Source organism: Aeromicrobium sp. CTD01-1L150, assembly GCF_041951745.1.
In the GTDB taxonomy this organism is placed as follows: Bacteria; Actinomycetota; Actinomycetes; order Propionibacteriales; family Nocardioidaceae; genus Aeromicrobium.
Genome location: NZ_CP169555.1, coordinates 2,777,239 through 2,799,915 on the forward strand (window position 1 = coordinate 2,777,239; position 22,677 = coordinate 2,799,915).

General features: G+C 69.3%; 23 protein-coding genes, 1 tRNA gene and 1 other RNA gene. 9 read left to right on the forward strand and 16 right to left on the reverse strand.

Annotation, left to right across the window (positions count from 1 at the left end):
* Window positions 1-46: 46 nt before the first annotated feature.
* Together ACEVFP_RS13680 and panB are read left to right on the forward strand one after the other, a co-directional pair.
* The gene (locus ACEVFP_RS13680) at window positions 47-1,819 is read left to right on the forward strand and encodes an NAD+ synthase (RefSeq protein WP_375000015.1); all 1,773 of its coding nucleotides are present in this window, start codon (window positions 47-49) and stop codon (window positions 1,817-1,819) included.
* A gap of 141 nt (window positions 1,820-1,960) precedes the next feature.
* Window positions 1,961-2,911 (forward strand): 3-methyl-2-oxobutanoate hydroxymethyltransferase, encoded by a 951-nt coding sequence (gene panB, locus ACEVFP_RS13685; RefSeq protein ID WP_375003840.1) that lies wholly within the window; start codon window positions 1,961-1,963, stop codon window positions 2,909-2,911.
* A gap of 79 nt (window positions 2,912-2,990) precedes the next feature.
* Here the strand turns inward: panB and ACEVFP_RS13690 are convergent, their stop codons facing one another.
* Together ACEVFP_RS13690 and ACEVFP_RS13695 are read right to left on the reverse strand one after the other, a co-directional pair.
* Complete coding sequence (locus ACEVFP_RS13690; RefSeq protein WP_375000016.1) at window positions 2,991-3,251, reverse strand: hypothetical protein; 261 nt, start codon at window positions 3,249-3,251, stop codon at window positions 2,991-2,993.
* Complete coding sequence (locus ACEVFP_RS13695) at window positions 3,248-3,433, reverse strand: hypothetical protein (protein WP_375000017.1); 186 nt, start codon at window positions 3,431-3,433, stop codon at window positions 3,248-3,250. The genes ACEVFP_RS13690 and ACEVFP_RS13695 overlap by 4 nt, the downstream gene beginning before the upstream one ends.
* Before the next feature lie 51 nt (window positions 3,434-3,484).
* Here ACEVFP_RS13695 and map point away from each other — a divergent pair, with 51 nt between their 5' ends.
* A complete protein-coding gene (map, locus tag ACEVFP_RS13700) occupies window positions 3,485-4,333 on the forward strand; it encodes a type I methionyl aminopeptidase (protein WP_375000018.1) in 849 nt (282 codons plus the stop codon).
* A gap of 72 nt (window positions 4,334-4,405) precedes the next feature.
* On the opposite strand, the gene ACEVFP_RS13705 is transcribed toward map, so the two are convergent.
* From ACEVFP_RS13705 to rnpB, 4 genes are all read right to left on the reverse strand, one after another.
* Window positions 4,406-5,269, reverse strand: a complete 864-nt coding sequence (locus ACEVFP_RS13705) for an alpha/beta hydrolase (RefSeq protein ID WP_375000019.1) — start codon at window positions 5,267-5,269, stop codon at window positions 4,406-4,408.
* Window positions 5,270-5,444: 175 nt separating this feature from the next.
* A complete protein-coding gene (locus ACEVFP_RS13710) occupies window positions 5,445-6,014 on the reverse strand; it encodes a QsdR family transcriptional regulator (protein ID WP_375000020.1) in 570 nt (189 codons plus the stop codon).
* Between the two features lie 229 nt (window positions 6,015-6,243).
* Window positions 6,244-6,963: a VOC family protein gene (locus tag ACEVFP_RS13715; protein WP_375000021.1), complete on the reverse strand. Its 720-nt coding sequence runs from the start codon at window positions 6,961-6,963 to the stop codon at window positions 6,244-6,246.
* Window positions 6,964-6,994: 31 nt separating this feature from the next.
* An RNA gene (gene rnpB, locus ACEVFP_RS13720) (RNase P RNA component class A) lies at window positions 6,995-7,361 on the reverse strand.
* Between the two features lie 65 nt (window positions 7,362-7,426).
* On the opposite strand from rnpB, the gene ACEVFP_RS13725 reads away from it, so the two are divergent.
* The 3 genes from ACEVFP_RS13725 to ACEVFP_RS13735 all read left to right on the forward strand — a co-directional run bounded on the left by ACEVFP_RS13725 (window position 7,427) and on the right by ACEVFP_RS13735 (window position 9,364).
* Window positions 7,427-7,825, forward strand: coding sequence for an ACT domain-containing protein (locus ACEVFP_RS13725; RefSeq protein ID WP_375000022.1), 399 nt, complete (start codon window positions 7,427-7,429; stop codon window positions 7,823-7,825).
* A 178-nt stretch (window positions 7,826-8,003) separates the two neighbouring features.
* Window positions 8,004-8,585: a TMEM165/GDT1 family protein gene (locus ACEVFP_RS13730; protein ID WP_375000023.1), complete on the forward strand. Its 582-nt coding sequence runs from the start codon at window positions 8,004-8,006 to the stop codon at window positions 8,583-8,585.
* 23 nt (window positions 8,586-8,608) lie between these two features.
* Window positions 8,609-9,364 (forward strand): YaaA family protein, encoded by a 756-nt coding sequence (locus ACEVFP_RS13735; protein ID WP_375000024.1) that lies wholly within the window; start codon window positions 8,609-8,611, stop codon window positions 9,362-9,364.
* Here ACEVFP_RS13735 and ACEVFP_RS13740 read toward each other — a convergent pair whose 3' ends face one another.
* Genes ACEVFP_RS13740 through ACEVFP_RS13755 form a run of 4 tightly spaced genes read right to left on the reverse strand, consistent with a single transcriptional unit; the run spans window position 9,365 to window position 12,891 of the window.
* A complete protein-coding gene (locus tag ACEVFP_RS13740) occupies window positions 9,365-10,015 on the reverse strand; it encodes a histidine phosphatase family protein (protein WP_375000025.1) in 651 nt (216 codons plus the stop codon).
* Window positions 10,012-10,809 carry a zinc ribbon domain-containing protein gene (locus ACEVFP_RS13745; protein WP_375000026.1) on the reverse strand — a complete coding sequence of 266 codons (798 nt, stop codon included), beginning with the start codon at window positions 10,807-10,809 and terminating at the stop codon, window positions 10,012-10,014. The genes ACEVFP_RS13740 and ACEVFP_RS13745 overlap by 4 nt, the downstream gene beginning before the upstream one ends.
* Window positions 10,767-11,909, reverse strand: coding sequence for a Nif3-like dinuclear metal center hexameric protein (locus ACEVFP_RS13750; protein ID WP_375000027.1), 1,143 nt, complete (start codon window positions 11,907-11,909; stop codon window positions 10,767-10,769). The genes ACEVFP_RS13745 and ACEVFP_RS13750 overlap by 43 nt, the downstream gene beginning before the upstream one ends.
* Window positions 11,910-11,928: 19 nt before the next feature.
* Window positions 11,929-12,891 (reverse strand): helix-turn-helix transcriptional regulator, encoded by a 963-nt coding sequence (locus ACEVFP_RS13755; protein WP_375000028.1) that lies wholly within the window; start codon window positions 12,889-12,891, stop codon window positions 11,929-11,931.
* A 62-nt stretch (window positions 12,892-12,953) separates the two neighbouring features.
* Between ACEVFP_RS13755 and ACEVFP_RS13760 the strand changes: the two genes are divergently transcribed.
* On the forward strand, window positions 12,954-14,069 hold the full coding sequence (locus tag ACEVFP_RS13760) for an epoxide hydrolase family protein (RefSeq protein WP_375000029.1): 1,116 nt from the start codon (window positions 12,954-12,956) through the stop codon (window positions 14,067-14,069).
* A gap of 14 nt (window positions 14,070-14,083) precedes the next feature.
* Here the strand turns inward: ACEVFP_RS13760 and ACEVFP_RS13765 are convergent, their stop codons facing one another.
* Both ACEVFP_RS13765 and ACEVFP_RS13770 read right to left on the reverse strand, forming a co-directional pair.
* Window positions 14,084-16,258 carry a RecQ family ATP-dependent DNA helicase gene (locus ACEVFP_RS13765; RefSeq protein ID WP_375000030.1) on the reverse strand — a complete coding sequence of 725 codons (2,175 nt, stop codon included), beginning with the start codon at window positions 16,256-16,258 and terminating at the stop codon, window positions 14,084-14,086.
* Window positions 16,259-16,335: 77 nt separating this feature from the next.
* Window positions 16,336-16,953 carry a glyoxalase gene (locus tag ACEVFP_RS13770; protein ID WP_375000031.1) on the reverse strand — a complete coding sequence of 206 codons (618 nt, stop codon included), beginning with the start codon at window positions 16,951-16,953 and terminating at the stop codon, window positions 16,336-16,338.
* Between the two features lie 216 nt (window positions 16,954-17,169).
* On the opposite strand from ACEVFP_RS13770, the gene ACEVFP_RS13775 reads away from it, so the two are divergent.
* On the forward strand, window positions 17,170-18,120 hold the full coding sequence (locus ACEVFP_RS13775) for a universal stress protein (protein WP_375000032.1): 951 nt from the start codon (window positions 17,170-17,172) through the stop codon (window positions 18,118-18,120).
* Window positions 18,121-18,143: 23 nt separating this feature from the next.
* Here ACEVFP_RS13775 and ACEVFP_RS13780 read toward each other — a convergent pair.
* From ACEVFP_RS13780 to ACEVFP_RS13795, 4 genes are all read right to left on the reverse strand, one after another.
* Window positions 18,144-18,217: transfer RNA gene (locus tag ACEVFP_RS13780), tRNA-Val, on the reverse strand.
* Between the two features lie 134 nt (window positions 18,218-18,351).
* Window positions 18,352-18,651, reverse strand: coding sequence for an MTH1187 family thiamine-binding protein (locus ACEVFP_RS13785; RefSeq protein WP_375000033.1), 300 nt, complete (start codon window positions 18,649-18,651; stop codon window positions 18,352-18,354).
* 4 nt (window positions 18,652-18,655) lie between these two features.
* Window positions 18,656-19,126 carry a peroxiredoxin gene (locus tag ACEVFP_RS13790; protein WP_375000034.1) on the reverse strand — a complete coding sequence of 157 codons (471 nt, stop codon included), beginning with the start codon at window positions 19,124-19,126 and terminating at the stop codon, window positions 18,656-18,658.
* A gap of 101 nt (window positions 19,127-19,227) precedes the next feature.
* On the reverse strand, window positions 19,228-19,614 hold the full coding sequence (locus tag ACEVFP_RS13795) for a DUF3052 domain-containing protein (protein ID WP_375000035.1): 387 nt from the start codon (window positions 19,612-19,614) through the stop codon (window positions 19,228-19,230).
* 185 nt (window positions 19,615-19,799) lie between these two features.
* Between ACEVFP_RS13795 and aceE the strand changes: the two genes are divergently transcribed.
* Entirely contained in the window at window positions 19,800-22,601 is a 2,802-nt protein-coding gene (gene aceE / locus ACEVFP_RS13800) for a pyruvate dehydrogenase (acetyl-transferring), homodimeric type (RefSeq protein WP_375000036.1), read from the forward strand.
* Window positions 22,602-22,677 lie beyond the last annotated feature (76 nt).

Here is a 22,677-nt window from a genome sequence, read left to right on the forward strand (position 1 = left end):
ACCTCGCGACGACGTGCCCATCCATGCTGCGCATTAGGCTTTCGGCATGCCTCAGCTGCGTCTCGCCCTCGCCCAGGTGAACCCTCGCGTCGGTGACCTCTCCGGCAACACCGAGCTCGTGCTGGCCAGCGCCCGCGACGCCGCTGCCGCCGGGGCCCACCTGCTCGTGATGCCGGAGATGGTGCTCAACGGCTACCCGATCGAGGACCTGGCCTACCGTGCCTCGTTCATCCGGGCGAGCCAGGACGCCGTGCCGGAGCTGGCTCGCCGGCTTGACCAGGAGGGCCTGGGCGACCTCGTCGTCGTGGTCGGCCACCTCGACTCGGCCAAGGACCACATCGACGTCGAGCGCCTGGGGGTGCCCAAGAACGCGCCCACCAACTCCGCGTCGGTCCTCACCGGCGGACGCGTCGTGACACGCTACGACAAGCACCATCTGCCCAACTACGGCGTCTTCGACGAGTTCCGCCACTTCGTGCCCGGGAACGAGACGCAGGTGATCCAGGTGCGCGGCGTCGACGTCGCCCTCGCCATCTGCGAGGACATCTGGCAGGACGGTCCCTCCGCCGCGGCCGATGCGGCTGAAGCGGGCCTGCTCGTGGTGCTCAACGGCTCACCCTACGAGGCCGCCAAGGACGACAGCCGGCTCGAGCTGTGCGCACGGCGCGCACGAGAGGGCGACTGCGCCCTGGCCTACGTCAACCTCGTCGGCGGTCAGGACGAGCTCGTCTTCGACGGCGACTCGCTCGTCGTCGACGCCACCGGGGAGCTGCTGGCACGCACGGCACAGTTCGAGCCCGAGCTCCTGGTGGTCGACCTCGACCTGCCGGCCGCCACCGCCGCGATGCCCGACAGCGACACCCGCTTCCACGGGCTGCGCGTGCACCGCACCGTCATCTCCGCGGACACGGCCGCGCCGTACGAGCCGCTGTCGCCGGCCCTCACCGAGCGGTGGGACGACCTCGGCGAGCGGTACTGGGCCATCGTGCTCGGCCTGCGTGACTACGTGCGCAAGAACGGCGCGTCGTCGGTTCTCCTCGGCCTCTCCGGCGGCATCGACTCCACGCTCGTGGGCACGATCGCCGTCGACGCGCTCGGACCGGAGAACGTCTTCGGCGTCTCCAACCCCTCGGCCTGGTCCACCGAGCACTCACGGTCTGACGCCTCCGAGCTGGCCCGACGCACCGGGCTGCGGCTCGACACCGTGCCCATCGCCCCGATCTTCGATGCGTTCCAGGACGTGCTGGGCCAGGAGGCGCTGCAGCTCGACGGGATCGCGGAGGAGAACCTGCAGGCCCGCATCAGGGCCGTCATCTGGATGGGATTGTCCAACCAGTACGGCCACCTGGTGCTCGCGTGCGGCAACAAGTCCGAGCTGGCCACCGGTTACTCCACGATCTACGGCGACGCCGTGGGCGCCTATGCCCCCATCAAGGACCTGCCCAAGACCCTCGTCTGGGAGGTCTCCCGCTGGCGCAACGCGTGGGCCGAGAGTCGTGGCGAGCAGCCGCCGATCCCCGAGAACGCCATCAGCAAGCCGCCGTCGGCCGAGCTGCGACCCGGCCAGCTGGACTCCGACTCACTCCCCCCGTACGAGCTGCTCGACGCCGTGCTGGACGCCTACGTCGAGCGGGACCTGGGCTCGGCCGAGGTCATCGCCGAGGGCTTCGATCCAACCCTCGTCGAGCGGGTCATCACACTCGTCGACAAGGCCGAGTACAAGCGGCGCCAGTACCCGCCCGGCCCCAAGGTGAGCCGGCGCAACTTCGGCCGCGACCGCCGGGTCCCGATGACCAACGGCTGGCGAGAGTCCCTCTGACACCGGTGACGTGGGGCACACCGACGTGACAACCCCGCCAGATCTGGGCACGCTTGGACTGTCCGTGGACCCCCACCGAGGGGCTGCGAGAAGGAGAACAGCATGACCGAGAACACCCCTGCCCAGACGGCCTCCGACACGATGTCGACCAGTGCGGGGTCGACCAGTGCGGCGTCGACTACCACGGGGCCGGAGGAGCCCGCGCCGTACGGATCGGCCCCGGCTGACGACTCCCGCGCGGCGCCCTCGAGCGACGCGAGCACGTCGTCCAACCCGACGACGTCGCACGACCTGCGTCGTGTGCGCACCCACCACCTGCGTCAGTGGAAGGAGGAAGGTCACAGGTGGGCGATGCTCACCACCTACGACCAGTACACGGCCAAGATCTTCGACGACGCCGGCATCCCCGTGCTGTTCATCGGCGACTCCGCGGCCAACAACGTCTTCGGCTACGAGACATCACTGCCGGTGACCGTCGACGAGCTGCTGCCGCTGGTCAAGGCCGTCGCGCGCACCGCCCGCCGTGCCCTGGTCCTGGCCGACCTGCCCTTCGGCTCCTACCAACGCTCTCCGGAGCAGGCCTTCGACACCGCGGTGCGGTTCATGAAGGAGGCGGGCGCGCACGCCGTGAAGCTCGAGGGCGGCGCGGAGATGGCGCCGCAGGTCAAGCTGCTCACCGATGCGGGCATCCCGGTCATGGCGCACATCGGCTTCACGCCCCAGTCCGAGCACAACCTGGGCGGCTACCGGGTGCAGGGACGGGGCGACTCGAGCCAGCAGCTCATCGACGACGCCCTCGCCCTGCAGGACGCGGGCGCGTTCGCCATCGTGATGGAGATGGTCCCGGCGCCGGTGGCCGCACAGATCACCCGGCGCCTGCACATCCCCACGGTGGGCATCGGAGCCGGCGTCGGCTGCGACGCGCAGGTCCTGGTGTGGCAGGACGCGATGGGACTGCGCAGCGGCCGTGCGCCCCGCTTCGTCAAGCGGTACGCGGATCTGGACGGCATCATCGGCGACGCGGCGACGCGCTTTGCCGACGAGGTGGCGGACTCGACGTTCCCCGGACCGGAGCACTCCTTCGACGGCTGATCCTCGCTGAGTGTGACGTTTCGGCCCTGAGATCGTCGGTTTCAGGGCCGGAACGTCACACTCAGCAGGCCCCAGCAGCTCAGTCGACCTGCCACCCCAGCGCCAGCACACCGACGGCGTTGACGACACCCCAGGCGAGGAGCGCGAGCACCGGGACGACAGGGGCCAGGGCGGGTCGGTCATGGATCCACCGCCGCAGCATCGGGACGAAGCAGGCCAGGACGACGGCGTGCAGCGCGACACCCCACCAGGGTGCGTAGAGGACAGTCGAGATGACGAGCCAGAGCATCACCACCAGACCGACGACGCCGACCCACGGCCCCGACCGCTCGGGGTTCACTGGGGCGGGTCGTCGTTCCAGGCGGGGTCGTTGTCCCACGCGGCGTTACGCTCCTCAGCCGTCTGGAGCGCGCGCTCGGCCTCCTGTCGGCTGCCGTAGGGTCCGAGCCGGTCGATGGCCTTGCATCCCTCGGGGCCCTCGACCGACTTGTGCTTGAGGCAGAAGTAGTACGTGTCAGCCATGGGGCCATCCTGCCCCACGGTCGGCTTTCACGCGCTGGATAGCATCTGCGGGTGAGTGTCCTGAGCCCTGGTCGCGTCTCTGCCGAGCGTGCCGTTCCGTCCATCATCGAGCGTCCCGAGTACGTCGGGCAGCCCGCTCCCCTGCCGTACCGCGGCCCCATGGTGCGCGACGCCGCGACGATCGAGGCGATGCGGGTGGCCGGCCGCATCGCGGCGCAGGCCCTGGATGCCGTCGAGGCCGCCATCGCGCCCGGCGTCACCACCGATGAGCTCGACCGCGTGGGCCACGAGTTCCTCGTGTCCCACGGTGCGTATCCGTCGACGCTCGGCTACCGCGGATACCCCAAGTCGTTGTGCAGCAGCGTCAACGAGGTCATCTGCCACGGCATCCCCGATGATCGTCCGCTCGCCGACGGCGACATCGTCAACATCGACATCACCGCCTTCATCGACGGCGTGCACGGCGACACCAACAAGACCTACCTGGTCGGTGACGTCGACGAGGAGTCCCGGCTGCTCGTGGAACGCACCGAGGAGGCCCTGCATCGGGCCATCCGCGCGGTCAAGCCCGGCCGACAGATCAACGTCGTCGGCCGCGTCATCGAGGCCTACGCGGCACGGTTCGGCCACGGCGTCGTCCGCGACTTCACCGGCCACGGCGTCGGCCCGGCCTTCCACGACGGCTTCGTCGTCCCCCACTACGACGACCCCGAGGCCGACACCGTCATCGAGCCCGGCATGACCTTCACCATCGAGCCCATGCTGACCCTCGGGACCACCGAGTGGGACCTGTGGGACGACGGCTGGACCGCCACGACCGCCGACAAGTCCCGCACCGCCCAGTTCGAGCACACGCTGCTGGTGACGAACGACGGAGCGGAGATCCTGACCCGTCCATGAGCTCGTCGGCCTCGCGCTTTCACAGCAGGACGGGGTCGAGCTGTGGAGCCCGACCCCGCCACTGCGCCGGTGCTACTGGATCCGGTAGTCCGAGACCGCCGAACCGAGGCCGGTCGAGGGCCCTGGGTCCAGGAACTGCTCGTACCGGGTGTCGTCGTCGACGTAGCGCTTGAGCCAGGAAAGCGTGTACTTGGCGATCGTCGTGTTCGACCTGTTGGGAGCGAAGTGACTGGCACCGCGCAGCTCCAGGTAGGCACGACGCTCCGCGTTGGTCAGCGAGTTGTAGAACGGGATCGCGTGCGTGCGCGGCGACGCGGTCGAGTCCCGTTCCGCGCCGATCTGCAGCGCCGCAGCCTCGACCTCTGGCCACGTCTTGTCTGTGTTCCATGGCGTCAGACCGACCGCCGCCTCCAGGGACCGACGGGTCTTGGCGGCCTCGAGCGTGCCACCTCCGCCCATCGAGTGGCCCACGACGGCCTGGCGCGATGCGTCGACACGTGAGCCGACCGTCGAGTCACCGATCGTCTGGTCGAGCGCCGCCAGGAGCTGCGTGCCCCGCGAGCCGGGCGAGTCGTAGCGGGAGTTCGTGTCGAACGTGATGACGACGAACCCGAACGACGCCAGCCGTGGGCCAAGCCAGCTGATGCTCGACTCACTCGCGGTGTACCCGGGCGAGACTGCCACCACGCCGAACGTCCCGTCCTGCGTGCTGGTCGGATAGTGGATGGTGCCTCCGCCGAACCCGCGAGCCGACAGGCGCGAGATCGACTTGGTGCTGACCGCGTAGGGCCCACGGTTGGCCTCGATGCTGCTGTCCGTCGGGTCCGGCCCCTTCTCGTGAGGGTTCTCCGCCGCCACCGACGAGCTCGGTGCGAGCAGTCCGATTCCCAGCGCCAGCGCTGCCGCGCCGACCCCCAGGTTCCTGATGAGCTTCATGTGCTGTCCTCCAGTGCGCGGGGGTGGAGGGACGGTCGACGAGTCGACCCCGGCAACCGCAGTCCCCCGATGGCCCGCTGGTTGCACCCGGTCACGACCATGTCGCGACACGACGCAGCCTAGAAAGTCTTCGGCACCGCTCGCCAGATGCGGGCAGGAACGTGAGACCGATGTCTCACGGGCCGTCGAGCATCTGCGCCAGCACGGCGCGCGCCGCCCGCTCGGCCACCGAGTCTTCGATCGGCGCACCAACGAGCAGGTCCGCGAAGAGACTCGACTCGATGATCCGCACGTACAGGTAGGCGGCCTCCTCGAGTCGGTCCTGCGGGCCGAGCCCGGCCTCGACGAGGATCCGACGTTGCGCCGCCACGGTGCGCGGGTGCACCGCATCTGCGCCGAAGAGGGTGCGGGCCGCCAGCTCGGGATCGCGGCGCAGGAAGGTCTCGAACGACTCCGATGCCCGCAGCGCGGACGCGAAGTGCCGCGTCACGCCGATCACCCACTCCACACCGTTGCCTCCCGCGGTCCGGCAGCATCGTTGCAGCAGCTTGGCGGTGAGCAGCCAGACCACCTCGGTGAGCAGCCGGTCACGGCTGCCCACGACGCGATAGAGAGTTGCCCGGCTGACTGCGACCCGGCAGGCCAGGGCATCCATGTCGACCCCACCGTCGGACAGAAAGAGGTCGCACCCGTGCTGCACGATCTGGTCGAGTGTCACCACTCGCCGCGACTGGTCCCGGGCCACGACCTCAGCATGCCGCGACGGCGCGCGGGGTGGCCAGTCCGTCCACACAGTGTCCGGGCCCGCTGCGGCGCAGAGCCGACCTGCAGGAGGTTCACCGGGTCCGAGCTCGCAACTGTTCGACGACTTCAGCCAGATGCGCCAGGTCATCCGCGACCGGGAGCGGACTCATGGCCTCTCTCCGGGCAGGAACCGACAGGCGCGCCTGCGGAGCCGCTGTGCCGTCGTGGCTTCAGCCCCGCGCGGGCAGCACGCAGAACTCGTTGCCTGACGGGTCCGCGAAGTGCCGCCACGGCAGAGCACCCCAGTCGAAGTGGAGCTCGCGCCCGCCGCGGGCGAGGATCTCCAGCGCCACCTCGTCGGCGTCGTCGCCGGTCTCGAGCCGCACGTCCAGGTGCATCCGGTTCTTCGCCGCCCCCTTCGGCTCCACCTCCAGGGACAGCTCGAGCAGCGGACCACGCCGCGACGTGTGCTGCAGACTGGGTGGGCCACTGCCGTCCACCGGTACCCACCCGGTCAACCACGACCAGAAGTCACGCTCGCGGTCGGGTTCGGCCACGTCGAGCGCCAGGGCAGCGATCACGCCGGTGTCGGCGTAGGCGGACCGCTCCTCCACGACACAGAACGGGTTGTGCTCGATGTCGGCGAGCACCACCCACGGCACCTCCCCCTGACCGATGTCCGCGTGGCTCGCGCCCAGGGAGAGCAGACGCTCGACGATCGCGGCCTGCTCGTCGCCGCCCCGGAGGTCGAGATGCAGCCGCTGCGGCTCGACGGGTGGAGCCGGCACCCGCTGGAAGCACAGATCGAGCACCGGTCCTCCCGGAACCGTCAACCGGGTCTCGAATCCCTCCACCTCGTCGGTCAGGGTCTCAGCACCCAGCGCGGTCTCCCAGAACCGGCCGAGCTTCTGCGGGTCAGTGGCGTCGACGACGACGTTCTCCAGGTACACACCCACAGCGTAGGCAGAGCCGGGAAGGAGGCGAATGAGCCGGCCTGTAAGCCGGATTCTGTCCCATCCCTCTCGGGCGGGGGCGACCATCCATCTGGGACGCCCATTGCTGGACGCCTCGGTGCGACCCACCTGCCGACATCGGACGAGCAGCCCGTCGGCGTCTCGGTCTTGCTCCCGGTGGGGTTTGCCGAGCCACCGCCGTCACCGACGGTGCTGGTGAGCTCTTACCTCACCGTTTCACCCTTGCCCGTACTCCCCGCAGGGAGCCGTTGGCGGTCTGTTTTCTGTGGCACTGTCCCGCACGTCACCGTGGGTGGCTGTTGGCCACCACCGTGCTCTACGGAGTCCGGACTTTCCTCGACGGTGTGACCCGCCGCGGCCGCCCGGCCGACTCATTCGCTCCCACATGATGGTGCGCAGACGTACCTCACTGCAACTCATCGGAGACTACGCTTCCTCCATGACGAGCGACACCGACCCCGCAACAGCCTCCGTCGAGCCTCCGAGGGGCGAGCTCGGCCTACGGATGCTCGAGGGCCCAGTCGTCTACGCCATCGTCAATCCCGGCTACGACGCCACCGGCGCGCTCGCCACCATCGGTGAGGACGAAGGCATCACCGTCATCGTCGAGCAGGACGTCGCCGACGACGACGGGCTCGTCTATGAGTTCGTCGGCGCATGGATCACGCTCGAGGAGCCCACCGCCCTGGACTCCGTCGGCATCACCGCCCAGCTCAGCTCGAGGCTCGCCGACGCCGGCATCGCGTGCAACGTCATCGCCGGCTTCCACCACGACCATCTCGTCGTCCCGTGGGAGCAACGTCACAGCGCGATGGAGGCGCTGCGTGCGCTAGGCTGAGCGAAGCGAAAGGGAGTAGTCCCCAACAGCTGTATCGACACACTGAACCCGACTCACGAGCACGGGATCCGGTGCAGCAGGCCAGAGATCTGGCGGACGAGACTTTCGACCGAAATGTCATTGACGTGTTCGGTCGAAGTCAAGTGCCTTCGTCCGAACGGATGAGGAGCCCTTTCTCATGATGTACGCACTGGTGCTCAGCACCGTCGTCATCTTCGTCGCCGAGCTGGGCGACAAGAGCCAGCTCATGGCGATGGCCTTCGCCACCCGCTACCGCGCCCGCGACGTGCTCATCGGCATCACCGTCGCGACCGCCGTCGTCCACCTCGCATCGGTCGGCATCGGCTACTGGGTGGGCGAGGCGTTCTCCCAGTACCAGGGATGGATCACCCTCGGCGCCGGTGTCGCGTTCCTCGGCTTCGGTGCCTGGACGCTGCGCGGTGACGAGCTCACCGACGACGAGGCCGCCAAGGCCGAGCGGAACAGCGGCACGGCACTGTTTGCCGTGGGTCTGGCCTTCTTCCTCGCCGAGCTCGGCGACAAGACGATGCTCGCCACCATCACGCTCGCGACGCAGGAGAACTGGTTCGGGGTGTGGATCGGCAGCACCGTCGGCATGGTCGCCGCCGACGCCCTCGCCATCGTCGTCGGCGCGATGCTCGGCAAGCGACTCCCCGAGAAGCTCATCCAGTACGGCGCGTCTGCGGCGTTCTTCGTGTTCGGTGCCGTGCTCATCGTCGAGGGCTTGCGGATGCTGTGAATGGCTGGGACTAGGCTCTCGCCGTGTTGATCCTCCTGCCACCCTCAGAAGGCAAGACCGCGCCGAGCGCGGGCGACGTCCTCGACCTCGACGCCCTGGGCTCGCCGGCCCTCACGCCGACGCGTCGCATCGTGCTCGACTCGCTCATGCGGTTCTGCCAGGGCAACCACCAGCGCGCCATGGAGCGCCTCGGCCTGGGACCCACACAAGCCGAGGCGGTCGAGCGCAACGCCGCACTGGCCGAGCAGCCGTGCGCCCGAGCCGACGAGGTCTACACCGGCGTCCTCTACGCCGCCTGGGACCCGGCCGGACGCTCAGCGGCCGCACGCAAGCGGGCCGAGGACAGCGTGGCCATCTGTTCGGCACTGTTCGGGCTGCTGCGTCCCGGCGACCTCGTTCCCGCCTACCGGCTGTCCGCGACGGTGACGCTGCCCCGACGCGGACCCGTGGCCGGCCTGTGGCGTCCCGTGCTGGGGACCGAGCTGAGTGACCGGGTCGGCGAGGGCCTGCTGGTGGACCTGCGCTCGGGCGCCTACGTGAACCTGCACAAGCCCAAGGGCGCGCTGGCCGAGCGCACCGCGACGCTGCGAGTCCTCCACGAGGTCGACGGCAGACGGTCCGTCGTCAGCCACTTCAACAAGGGCACCAAGGGGCGCATCGTGCAGGACCTGCTGGAGGACGGTGCCGAACCCAGCACCGTCGACACGCTCGCGACCGCACTACGTGACCTCGGCTGGACGGTCGAGCAGCAGGGCCACCGGCTCGACGTGGTGGTCTAGCTACTCCGGCACGACCGAGAAGTTCCTCAACGACGGCCGACCGTCGGGCCACCAGGCGATCGTGGAGATGCTGGCCGGCGCCAGCTCCATGGCGTGAATGACGGCCATCGGGGCCGCCAGGGCCTCACGCACGAGCATCTTGATGGGCGTCACATGACTGACGACGACCACGGTCTGCCCCTGGTGCTCCTGCAGGATTCGCTGCCGCGCCGCCACCGCTCTCTCGTGCACGGCGTCAAAGGGCTCTCCGCCGGGCGGGGCGACGGCGGTCGAGGCGAGCCAGGCGTCCACCTCCTCCGGCCAGCCGGCCATGATGTCGGCGAAGGCGTGACCGTCCCACTCGCCGAACGCCGCCTCCGCGACACCCGGCTCGGTCCGGACGTCCAGGGCGAGCTCCTGGGCCACGAACAAGGCCGTCTGCTGCGTCCGCCGCAACGGAGAGGCGACCACGGCATCGACGTCGTGGTGGCGCGCTATCCAGTCGGCGGCTCGCCTCGCCTGGTCCACGCCGTCGGCGTTCAGTGCGGGGTCGGTGCCGCCGGTGCCGCAGAAGACCTTGCGTGCGGTGTGGTCGGTGACGCCGTGCCTCAGCAGCACGAGCGTGGTGGGTGCCTCGTGGACCGCTCCGCGCCAGCCGGGCTGCTGCGTCACAGACCTGACTCGGGCGTGCGCACCAGGATGCGGCTGCACTCGGGGCAGCGCAGCACCTCGTCCTCGGGCCGGGTGGCGATCTCGCGCAGGTCGGCACCGTTGAGCTCCAGACGGCAGCCCTCGCAGCGGCGCGCCCGCAACGCCGCGGCGCCGAGACCCCCGTACTGCTCGCGTACCTTGTCGTAGAGGCTCAGCAGCTCATCGGGCACCTTGGCGACGACAAGCTCGCGGTCTTGCTCGGCCGCAGCGACTCGTTCATCGATCTCGGCCAGCGCCGTGTCACGCGCGGTCTCCACCTGTGCCAGGTCCGTGCGCAGCGCCTCGAGGTCTGCGGTGATGACCGACAGACCCGTCTGTGCCTCCTCCAGCTGCTCCATGACCTCCAGCTCCTCGTCCTCCAGCGTCGCGATCCGCCGGTCGAGGGCCACGAGCTCGTGCTGCAGGCTCTCCAGGTCCTTGGGGTTGGAGACCGCTCCGGAGTTGAGGCGTTCCTCGTCGCGTGCCTTGCGAGCCTTGACCTGCTCCACCTCGGCGTCCGCCTTGCTCTGGGCGCGGGTGAGGTCGGCGACGGCCGTGTCGGCCTCGACGCGATTGCCGTTGACCTCGGTGATCTGCTCGGTCAGCTCGGCGACGCGCTCGTGCTCGGGCAGGTTGCGTCGACGATGAGCCAGCTGCGCGAGCGTGGAGTCCTGGGCCTGGACGTCGAGCAGTGACTGCTGGGCGGCGGGGTCGGCGTTCAGGGCGCTCTCCTTCAGGTGGGGGTACTCGTCGTGCTCTTGAGGGCCATCGTCCATGGATCAGTGACGATGGTCGAGACCCGGGTGTCCACCGTATCTCCCAGTCGCGCAGCCACCTCGCGGGCCGCGACCGGCAGCCACGTCCACTCCGCGGCCCAGTGCGGGACGTCGACGACGGCGCAGGCGCCGGGGCGCTCCCTGTGCTCGCTGACGGGATGGTGCCGCAGGTCGGACGTGACGTAGACGTCGGCTCCCATGGCGTCGGCCGCCCCGAGCAGAAAGTCGCCCGAACCTCCGCACAGCGCGACGGTGCGGACCTGCTGTTCAGGATCTCCGGCGACGCGCGCAGCACTGTGGTGGTCCGGCAGGCTCTCGACCACATGACCCGCGAAGTCCGCCAGGGTCATGGTCCCCGGCAGCACGCCGATACGTCCGCTGCCCCGGTCCGTGGGTCCGGTGTCGGACTCAAGGACGTGGTGCGCAGCCTCCTCGTAGGGATGAGAGGTGCGCATCGCGGTACGGACCTGTTCGCGCAGCCGCCGGGACGCGATGAGCTCCAAGCGGGTCTCCTCCACGGTCTCGACGTCACCCACGCTCCCGATCGTCGGGTTGGCCCCGTCGAGTGGGCGGAAGGAGCCCAGCCCGGCGGACCGGAAGGCGGCGCTGTCGTAGTCACCGAGGGCGCCCGCGCCGGCCCCGTGCATGGCGGCGGCCACCGCATCGGCGTGGGTCGTGGGCACGTAGACCACCCACAGGTCGTGGTCGTCGGCATCGGCCGCGAGCGGACGGACGTCGGACAGACCGAGCGCGAACGCCATCGACTCCGAGACACCGAGCCGCGGGCTGTCGGCGTTGGTGTGGCAGGTGTGCAGCGCGATGCCATGGGACAGCAGGTCGTGGACCACGCGCCCCTTCGGCGTCGTGGCAGCCACCGACGTCACTCCCTTGAGGTACAGCGGGTGGTGGGTGACGATGAGATCGGCTCCCCACTCGACGGCCTCCTCGACCACGGCCTGCACCGGGTCCACGGCGAACAGGATCTTGCTCACCTCGGCATCGGGGTCTCCTGCGACCGTGCCCACGGCGTCCCAGCCGTCGGCCCAACGCGGGTCGTAGAGGAAGTCGAGGACGGCGACGACGTCGCGCAGCGATGTCATGCCAGAAGCCTAGAGGTACTCACCGCGCGGCTCGCAACGCTCGGGTCCCGAGCTCCTCCAACGCCTGCGCCAACGCCCCCGGAGCATGCACCTCGAACTCGCACCCGAGAGCGAGCATCCTCCCCGCGAGCCACGACAACGAGTCGTCCCGCTCAGCGACCATGCGGCACCTCCCGTCGTCCATGGCGTGCACCTCGCCGGGGCTGTCGGCCAGCCGACCGGCCACCGTCGACAGCGGAGCGTGGAAGGTCACCTCGACGTGGTGGACGGGACTCTCCCAGTCCGAACGCCGTCCCGCGACGTAGTCGGCCGGACTCGCTGCGGGGAGCTCGGGGGGCGCCGCACGCGCCCTCGTCTCGCGGGGCTCGCTCACCCGATCCACCCGGAACGTCCGCCACTGTTCGCGGTCACGATCGAACGCCACGAGGTACCAGCGCCGCCGATGTGCCACGAGACCCACCGGATCGACGAGGCGTCCGGAGACCGTGCCGTCGGCCGATCGGTAGCCGAACTTGACCGTCTCGCCCCGAGCGATCGTCACCGCCAGTGCCGTGAGGACCTCCGGGTCCACCACCGCATCGTCGTCGCCCGCCATCGGCACCGTCGCCGTCGCGATCACCTCGACGCGCCGGCGCAGACGGGACGGGAGCACCTGCCCCAGCTTGGTCAGGGCACGCGCCGACGCCTCGCCCAGTCCCTCCACCGCCAGGCCGGCGGCCGCACGGAGCCCGACGCCCACCGCGATCGCCTCCTCGTCGTCCAGCAGCAGAGGCGGCATCGCCTGGCCCGCGATCAGCCGGTACCCACCGTGTGCGCCCAACGTCGCCTCGACGGGGTAGCCGATCGCGCGCAGCCGGTCGACGTCGCGCCGCACGGTGCGTCCCGTGACCCCGAGACGGTCGGCGAGCTCGCTACCGGGCCACTCCCGAGGTGTCTGCAGGAGGGAGAGCAGGGCGAGCAGACGTTCAGCGGCATCGGCCATGGCACCAGTCTGCCCATCATCTAGGACGGAAATCGACCTAGTTTGGCTCTAGCGTGGCAGGCATGACCTCACAGATCAGTCCCTTCCGCATCGACATCCCCGACCTCGCCATCCAGGACCTGCACGACCGGCTGGCCCGGACCCGCTGGAGCGACCAGCTCCCGGGCGATCCCGCGACACGCGGTGTGACCACCGACGACCTGCGTCGCTGGGCCGATCACTGGCGCACCAGCTACGACTGGCGCGCCCACGAGGCCGAGCTCAACAGGCTGCCGCAGTTCACCACCGAGATCGACGACCACACCATCCACTTCGTGCACGTGCGGTCGGCGAACCCCGACGCGTTGCCGCTGCTGATCACCCACGGATGGCCCAACACCTTCGTCGAGTTCACCCGGACCATCCCGTTGTTGGCCGAGCACTTCCACGTCGTCGTGCCCTCGGTGCCAGGGTTCGCCTTCTCAGAGCCACCCCGCGACGCCGAGATGACCGTGCCCCGCGTCGCTCGCACGTGGGTCGAGCTGATGCGCAGGCTCGGCTACGACCGCTACGGGACGCAGGGCGGTGATCTCGGGGCCTACATCGCCCCGGCGGTGGCCGAGGCGGACCCGGAGCACGTCGTCGGCGTGCACCTCGACGGCGGGATCGGCTTCCCGACCGAGGCCGACCTCCCGGAGATGAGCGAGGAGGAGCGAGCCGAGTTCGAGATGATGCAGTCGTGGCAGCAGGGCGGCGTCGACCACCACGTCCTGCTGCGCGAGGCGCCACAGACGTTCGCGCACGGGTGGAACGACTCTCCCGTCGGGCTGCTCGCCTGGATGCTGCAGAAGTTCGACGAGTTCACGCCCATGGCCGATGCCCCCGAGGACGTCATGGAGGTCGACCACATCCTGACGAACGTCAGCCTCTACTGGTTCACCGGGACCGTGGCATCGTCGTCGTGGCCGATGTACAACGGTCTGGTGGACGGCGCCTTCGGGTGGCCGCGCGGCCAAGGGCTGGTACCGACGGGGGTCTACGCCGGCGGCCCGCCACTGTGGCGGCGGCTGGCCGAGCGCACCAACATCATCACGCACTGGCCCGAAGGCAATCCGGGCAACCACTTCGTCGCGATGGAGGAACCGCACGCCCATGTGGCCGACATCCTGACGTTCTTCTCCGCCCTCGACCGCGGGTGAGCATCGGCTCGCGTTCAGCCGACGGCGGCGAGGGCGAACGGCAGGACGGCGTCGGCTCCATGACGTCGCAGCTCACGGGAGGCCACGGTGACGGTCCATCGTGAGTCGACCAGGTCGTCGATGAGCAGCACTGGGCCCGCGTGCTGCGCCAGTGCGCCCGCGAGCTGCGCACCGATGCCGAAGCGCCCCCACACGGCGGCCAGCCGGTAGGCACTGTTGCCACCGGCGGTCTCGGCCGGTGCGTCCGGGGTCAGATCCAGTGCGCCAAGGTTCGGGAGCCGTCCGAGGGTCGCGATGCCCTCGGCCAGTGATCCGATGAGTCGTGGGCGGCGCGCGGACGGGACGGTGACCACACCGGTGGGTCGCTGCGACCAGTCCCAGTCCTTCAGCACCCGGACGCAGGCTCCGAGCAGCTCGTCGTCCACCTCGACGTCGGGTACACCCGGCCCGAACAGCTCACGCAACCGCCCACCCCAGCCGAGGTCGGTCAGGCGCGCCAGCACGCGCCCGGTCTCGAACCTCTCGCCCGCATCGACGCGACCCTTGACGTCGACACCCAGGCGGCCGGCGCCGGTGGGCCAGGTGGCGCGTGGCTCCACCGGCACCCCGACACGATCCAGGGTGCCGGCCGCAGCCGTCCTGGCCTGTTCCGACGGAGCCGTGGGGTACCACGGTCCGGCGCACACGTCGCACCGTCCGCACGGCTGTGCCGTGGGATCGTCGAGGTCGCGCTGCAGGAGCTCCATCCGGCAGGTCTCACCCCGCTCGTAGGTGAGCATGGCTTCCTGCTCCGCCTCACGGGCCTCAGCGATCCTGCCGTACCGCTCGGCGTCGTACTCCCACGACTGACCGGTGGCGACCCAGCCGCCCTGGACACGACGCACCGCCCCGTCGACGTCGAGCACCTTGAGGAGCAGCTCCAACGGCGTCCGCCGGATGTCGACCCTCGTCTCCAGTGCCGGGACGGACATGGGCCCGGCCGCCGACTCGGCCTCCAGCACCGAGAGCACCGCTGCTGCCTTGTCCGGGCTCGGCATCGACGCCGTGGCGAAGTACCGCCAGATGTCAGGGTCCTCATGACCGGGCAGGAGCAGGACGTCGGCATTGTCCGTGGCACGGCCGGCGCGGCCCACCTGCTGGTAGTAGGCCACCGGCGACGACGGTGCACCCAGGTGCACCACGAAACCGAGGTTGGGCTTGTCAAAACCCATCCCCAACGCACTGGTGGCCACCAACGCCTTGAGCTCGTCGTCCTTCAGGGCCTGCTCGAGGACCACTCGCTCGTCAGGATCCGTGCGCCCGGTGTAGGCCCGCACGGGGTACCCGGCCTCGGCCAGGAGCCTGGCGGTGTCCTCGGCCGCGGACACCGTGAGCGTGTAGATGATGCCGCTGCCGGGCAGCTCGCCCAGGTGACTGACCAGCCAGGCGAGGCGATCACGCGAGGTCGGCAACGTCAGGCACCCCAGCCGCAGCGACGATCGCGCCAACGACCCACGCAGGGTGAGCACTGTGCTGTTGTCCGCCGCCCCCGACCCGGCACCCCCGCCGGGGCTGTCTCCCGGAGCGCCGAGCTGTTCTGCGACGTCGGTGACCACCCGTTCGTTGGCGGTGGCCGTGGTGGCGAGCACGGGCACACCGTCCGGCATCGAGTCGATCAGGTCGGCCAGCCGGCGGTAGTCGGGACGAAAGTCATGCCCCCAGTCGGAGATGCAGTGCGCCTCGTCCACCACGAGCAGGCCGATACGCTGCCGCAACGCCGGGAGCTGCTCGTCACGGAAACGCGGGTTGGTGAGCCGCTCCGGCGAGACGAGCAGGACGTCCACGTCGTCGGCCGCCAGCCGGGCGAGCACGTCGTCCCACTCGTGGGCGTTGGCCGAGCTGATGGAGACCGCCCGGACCCCGGCCCGCTCGGCGGCAGCCACCTGGTCGCGCATGAGCGCGATGAGCGGCGAGACCAGCAACGTCGGCCCGGCACCACGCTCACGCAGCAGGGCCGTGGCGATGAAGTAGACGGCCGACTTGCCCCAACCGGTGCGTTGCACCACGAGGGCGCGCCGTCGATCGTCCACGAGTGCCGTGATGGCCTCGAGCTGGCCGTCATGGAAGACCGCTTCGTCGTGGCCGGTGAGCCGCCGCAGGGCCTCCAGAGCGCGGGACTCGGTGTTGACACTGACCTCAGGGGCGCTCATGCCCTCATCGTGTCAGCGACCGCCCACAGCGGGCCTCGTCCGTCCACAGACTCCGTGGGCCCGAGCGGTGCGCTGCCTCACTCCCAGGTGAATCCATCGGGATCGACGAGCCGTCCGAGCCCGCCGGAGATGACCAGACGGTGCGAGCCCGACCCCTCGGCATCGGTTCCGGCGTTCTTCGCGACCGCGCGACGGCTCTGCAGCGCCAGGGTGACCTCGGCGCCAGGGGTATCGAACTCGACGTACTTGGTGCCGAAGCTCTTGCCGACCGCCAGGCCGGCGTCGCTGTAGAAGGCCTTGGTGACGCGGACGTCGTCCGCACCCAGCAGCAGGACCACCTTGCTGACCTGTCCCGTCGCCGCGGAGGTGTTCTTCTTCGACGACGACGCGAGCGTCCAGACGGTGCCGTCCGGGGCCCTCAGCGAGCCGCCATAGCCCCAGAAGCTCTTGGCTGCGGGCTTGATCTCGCTCGCACCGGCCTGCAACGCCGAGGCGATCGCACCATCCACGTCCGCCGGCTGGTCGAAGACCAGCGAGAGCGTGAAGCCACGGAACTCGGACGTCGGCTCGGCAGCGGCGCGCACCTGCACCAGGTCCACGAGGCCGAAGGCATCACGCAGGAAGCGACGCGTCGCCTCTGGGTCGTCCGCTTGGATGATCACCGAGCTGATCCCGTTCGTGGTGTCCGCGCTCATCTGGGTTCCCGTCGTCAGTACCTCTGTCTCGTTCCGACAGTAGGGCGATCACGGCGGCCGTGCTTCTCGATTCCTGACCGGTTCGCCGTCGCCCCCACTGGTGAAGGCCCGCAGAGCCTGGCCAGGTGAGCAGCGTCCGAGTAAGGTCCGAAAGTGACGAGGATGGACTCGAGAACGTCATCGTCATCCGAGCTGCAGTCCCGCGAAGGACAAGCCATGAACGCCGAGCCGCACACGATCCCCTTCGGCTCCGCTGCCCGGGAGCTGGGCGTCGTCATCGGCTTCGACGGTTCCGAGAACGCCACCTGGGCCCTGCGCCACGCAGCTCGGACCGCCCTCCGGCGTGGCTCCGTGCTCACCGTGGCCGCGGCCTACCGGGTGCCGATTCCCATGTACGCCCCATACGCCGCGGTCCCTGCCGAGCCGGACGACGGAGTCAGGCAACGGGAGGCCGAAGCAGTCCTCGACCAGGCAGCCGAGCTCCTGAAGGGCCACCCCGGTGAGGTCTCCTACCTGACGACCGTGGGCGACTCCGTGGGCGCACTCGTCGACCTCTCCGCCAAGGCACAGCTGATCGTCGTCGGCGCCCGGGGCAGAGGCGGTTTCCTCGGTCTCCTGCTGGGCTCGGTCGCCTCGTCGCTGCCCGCCCACGCGCACTGCCCCACCGTCGTCGTGCCCGCAGGTGACCGGCAAGGTGATGCGGCCGACCGAGAGCCCGTGGTCGTCGGCATGGACGAGTCCAGCCACAGCCGCGTCGCGGCCCTCCAGGCAGCACGGGTGGCCCAGGAGCTCGACACCTCGCTCCTCGCCCTCATGGCGCTGCCGTCCCTCGATGCCCGGCTGCTCTGGTATCCCGAGCTGTCCTGCGAGGTCACTGGGCTCACCGAACAACGCCAGGCCGAGCTGCAGGAGGCACTGGAGACGGACATCGCATGGCTGAAGGGACACTTCCCGGCCGTCGAGATGTCGAGTGAGGTGAGGATCGGCGACGCAGTGTCGGTCCTCAGCGAGGCCACCGGCTCCGCCCAGATGACTGTCGTGGGCTCACGCGGCCGGGGCGCTGTCGCCAGCGTCGTGCTCGGATCCACCTCTCGCACGATCCTGCACAAGGCGATCGGGGCCGTGATGGTGGTCCCCTTCGTCGAGGACGATCGACTGCCGGACTAGCCCGACGTCGCCTCTGCGCTCGGTGGGCGAAGAGGGTCTCGAACCCCCGACCTTCCGGGTGTAAACCGGATGCTCTGGCCAGCTGAGCTATTCGCCCCGGGACGACGGCACACTATCGTAGAAGCACGGGAGACCGCGGCCGCCAAGGTCTCGGGTCCCGGGCGGCCGCGGCACCAGTCATCAAACCGCACCGGTCGGTCGCCTCGCAGGTGTTTGGGAACAATCAGGAGCTCAGTCCCGCAGTCGCTCCTCGATCCGCTCCACCTTGGCGTGCAGCTGCCCCGTATGACCCGGCCGGATGTCGGCCTTGAGCACCAGCGAGACCCGCGGCGACGACGCGGCGACGGCATCGACCGCACGCTTGACGACGGCCATCACCTCGTCCCACTCGCCCTCGACGTTGGTGAACATCGCGTTGGTCTCGCACGCAAGACCCGACTCCCGGACCACGCGGACAGCCTCCGCGACGGCATCGGCCACTCCCCCGGTCTCATCCGACGTGCCGGGACTGATGCTGAAGGCGACGAGCATCGGCTCAGAACAGCTCGGCGATGGCTGCCCGGTATGCCTCGAAGTCGCGGGCCTCACCGATGGGGTGCTCGACCTTCCACCGCACGATGCCCTCGGCGTCGAGCAGGTAGGTGCCCCGCTCCGGGGCGCCGGCGCCCTCGTTGAAGATGCCGTACGCGCGGGAGACCTCGCCGTGCGGCCAGAAGTCGCTCAGCACCGGGAAGGTGAGCCCCTCGGCGTCGGCGAAGGCGCGGTTGGAGAAGAAGTGGTCGCAGGAGATGGCCAGCACCTGCACCTCGCCATGGTCGGCGCTGGCGGCAAAGGCCGCGATGTTGTCACGGATCTCGCACAGCTCGCCGGTGCAGATGCCGCTGAAGGCGAAGGGGAAGAAGACCAGTGCCACAGGCTTGCCACGCAGCTCGCTGAGCGTGACCTCCTCGCCGTGCTGGCTCTTGAGCGTGAAGTCGGGTGCCTGGTTGCCGATCTCGATCGTCATGGATCCGAGCGTAGGCGGTGTCCGCCAACGCCCCGGACAGTGCTCCCACGGAGCGGACGGCCGGCCCGTCCACCCTGGAGTGGACGGGCCCGTCGTGCGGGTCAGCGCTTGTGGGTGGAGAGCTTGGTGGCCGACCAGTCGGTGGAGGCCGACGACGTCGTGGTGGTGGACAGTCCGGCGACCGGTGCGGCCTCCGCGATGTCGGCGTTGTTGACGTAGCCGTCGCGCCCGACCTTGGGCGTGAACAGCCACACCGACCCACCCTCGGCGAGGTCCTGCAGCGAGTCGAAGAGTGCGTCGACGAGATCGCCGTCGCCCTCTCGCCACCACATGACGACTCCGTCGACCACCTCATCGGAGTCACCGTCGAGCAGCTCGCTACCGGTGACGGACTCGATGGCCGCTCGGAGCTCGTTGTCGACGTCTTCGTCCCAGCCCAGCTCCTGGATGACGGTGTCGGGCACGAAGCCCAACTTGGCGGCGTCCAACTCAACTCCTTCGTCGTTCATGGTTTGGTCGTTCCCGGTCTACCCCGGAAGAAGCCGTCATGGCTACTCAAGGGTAGTGATTTTCCTACTCGTTCGTAGCCTTCGCGGCCATCTTGCCGGTCTCACACTAGCGAATCGAGCGTGGAAGGATGGAGGGGTCCACAAGACATCTCAGGAGCCGCCCCATGCCTCACGGATCGCCCACCCCCGAGCGTCCGACCGTCATCCACGAGGGACTGCCCACGCAGCTGCCCGACATCGACCCGGAAGAGACGTCCGAGTGGGTCGACTCCCTCGATGAGATGATCGATGAACGAGGACGCTCTCGCGCCCGCTACGTCATGCTCCGACTGCTGGAGCGTGCCCGTGAGCAGAGCGTCGGCGTGCCGGCCCTGCGCAGCACGGACTTCATCAACACCATCCCGCCCGAGCACGAGCCGTGGTTCCCCGGCAACGAGGCGATCGAGCGTCGCATCCGCTCCTACATCCGGTGGAACGCGGCCGTCATGGTCTCGCGTGCCAATCGCCCCGGGCTCGGCGTCGGTGGGCACATCGCCACCTACCAGTCCGCGGCGAGCCTGTACGAGGTCGGGTTCAACCACTTCTTCCGCGGCAAGAACCACCCGGGAGGAGGGGACCAGATCTACTTCCAGGGGCACGCCGCTCCCGGCATCTACGCCCGGTCCTTCCTCGAGGGTCGGCTCACCGAGGAGCAGCTGGACCGCTTCCGCCAGGAGCACTCACACGGCTTCGGCAACGGGCTCTCGTCCTATCCGCACCCTCGCCTGATGTCGGACTACTGGGAGTTCCCCACGGTCTCCATGGGGCTGGCCGCCATCAACTCGATCTACCAGGCCCGCTTCAACCGCTACCTGCAGCACCGTGGCATCAAGGACACCAGCGACCAGCACGTCTGGACGTTCCTCGGCGACGGCGAGATGGGCGAGCCGGAGTCCCTCGGCGCCATCGGCGTCGCGGCCCGCGAGGAGCTCGACAACCTCACCTTCGTCATCAACTGCAACCTGCAGCAGCTCGACGGTCCGGTGCGCGGCAACGGCAAGGTCATGCAGGAGCTGGAGTCCTACTTCCGCGGCGCCGGGTGGAACGTCATCAAGGTGGTCTGGGGACGTGAGTGGGACGACCTGCTCGCCCGCGACACCGACGGCGTCCTCGTCAACCAGATGAACAAGACGCCCGACGGTGAGTTCCAGACGCTGTCGGTGGAGTCCGGCAGCTACAACCGCGAGGTCTTCTTCGGGGCCGACGTCCGCCTGACCAAGATGGTCGAGCACCTCACCGACGAGCAGATCGAGCGTCTGCCCCGCGGCGGTCACGACTACCGCAAGGTGTACGCGGCCTTCGAGGCGGCCCGCAAGCACACCGGACAGCCCACCGTCATCCTCGCGCACACCATCAAGGGCTGGTTGTTGGAGTCCTTCCAGGGACGCAACGCCACCCACCAGATGAAGAAGCTCACCAAGGACGACCTCAAGGGCTTCCGCGACCGGCTCAACATCCCGGTCTCCGACGAGGAGATCGACGGTGACGACCTCGCGCCGTTCTACCATCCCGGGCCGGACAGCGAGGAGATCCAGTACATGAAGTCCCGGCGCGAGGAGCTGGGTGGATCCATGCCCTTGCGCACAGTCGACCCGACGCCCCTCAAGCTGCCGGGGGACGACGCCTACGCGGCGCTCAAGCAGGGCTCTGGCAAGCAGCAGATCGCCACCACCATGGCGTTCGTGCGGCTACTGCGCGATCTCATGAAGGATCCGGAGATCGGTCAGCGCATCGTGCCGATCGCGCCCGATGAGTACCGCACCTTCGGCATGGACTCGATGTTCCCGTCGGCCAAGATCTACAGCCCGCACGGGCAGACCTACGAGGCCGTGGACCGCAAGCTGCTGCTGGCCTACAAGGAGTCGACCCAGGGCCAGCTTCTGCACGAGGGCATCAGCGAGGCCGGCGCCGTCGGCTCGGCCACTGCCGCCGGGAGCGCGTACGCGACCCATGGCGAACCGATGATCCCGATGTACATCTTCTACTCGATGTTCGGGTTCCAGCGCACGGCCGACTCCATCTGGGCCATGGCCGACCAGCTGGCCCGGGGCTTCCTCATCGGCGCCACCGCCGGGCGCACGACGCTGACCGGGGAGGGCCTGCAGCACGCTGACGGACACTCGCCGCTCATCTCGCGCACCAACCCGGCCGTGGTGCACTACGACCCTGCTTGGGGCTTTGAGATCGCCCACATCGTCAAGGCCGGCCTGGAGCGCATGTACGGCTCCACCGACCTGCACCCGCACGGCGAGAACGTCATCTACTACCTCACCGTCTACAACGAGCCACTCACCCAGCCGGCCGAGCCGGACGACCTGGACGTCGACGGCCTCCTCAAGGGCGCCTACATCTACCGCCGCGCCGAAGACACCGGCGGGGGTGCCGGGCCACGGGCGGCGAACGGCACCGGGCAGCACCGTTCTCGCGTCATGGCCTCCGGCGTTGCCATGCCGTGGGCCCTGCAGGCGCAGGAGATCCTGGCCCGCGACTACGACGTCGCCGTCGACGTGTGGTCGGTGACCTCCTGGAACGAGCTGGCCCGAGAGGCCACCGAAGCCGAGCACTGGAACCTCAACAACCCCGGTGACTACCGCAGGATCCCGTGGATCACCCAGCAGCTCATGGACGACTCCGCGGTCACGGTGGCGGTCAGCGACTACATGCGTGCCGTGCCGGACCAGATCGCCCGGTGGGTGCCCGGCCACTGGCAGTCATTGGGAGCCGACGGGTTCGGTTTCGCCGACACGCGCGCCGCGGCCCGTCGTGTGTTCCAGATCGATGCCGAGTCGATCGTCGTCTCGGTGCTTCAGAGCCTGGCCGAGCGGGGTCTCATCGACTTCTCGGTGGTGCGTGACGCGTTCACGCGGCTGCGCATCGACGACCCCACGGCGACGTTGGGTGTCGCGCAGGAAGGTGGCGACGCCTGAGCGTGCACCACCGGGGGGCTGGTTCGACGCCGGGCGCGACGGCGGCACCGGACATCGTCTCAGCGAACTCACAGTC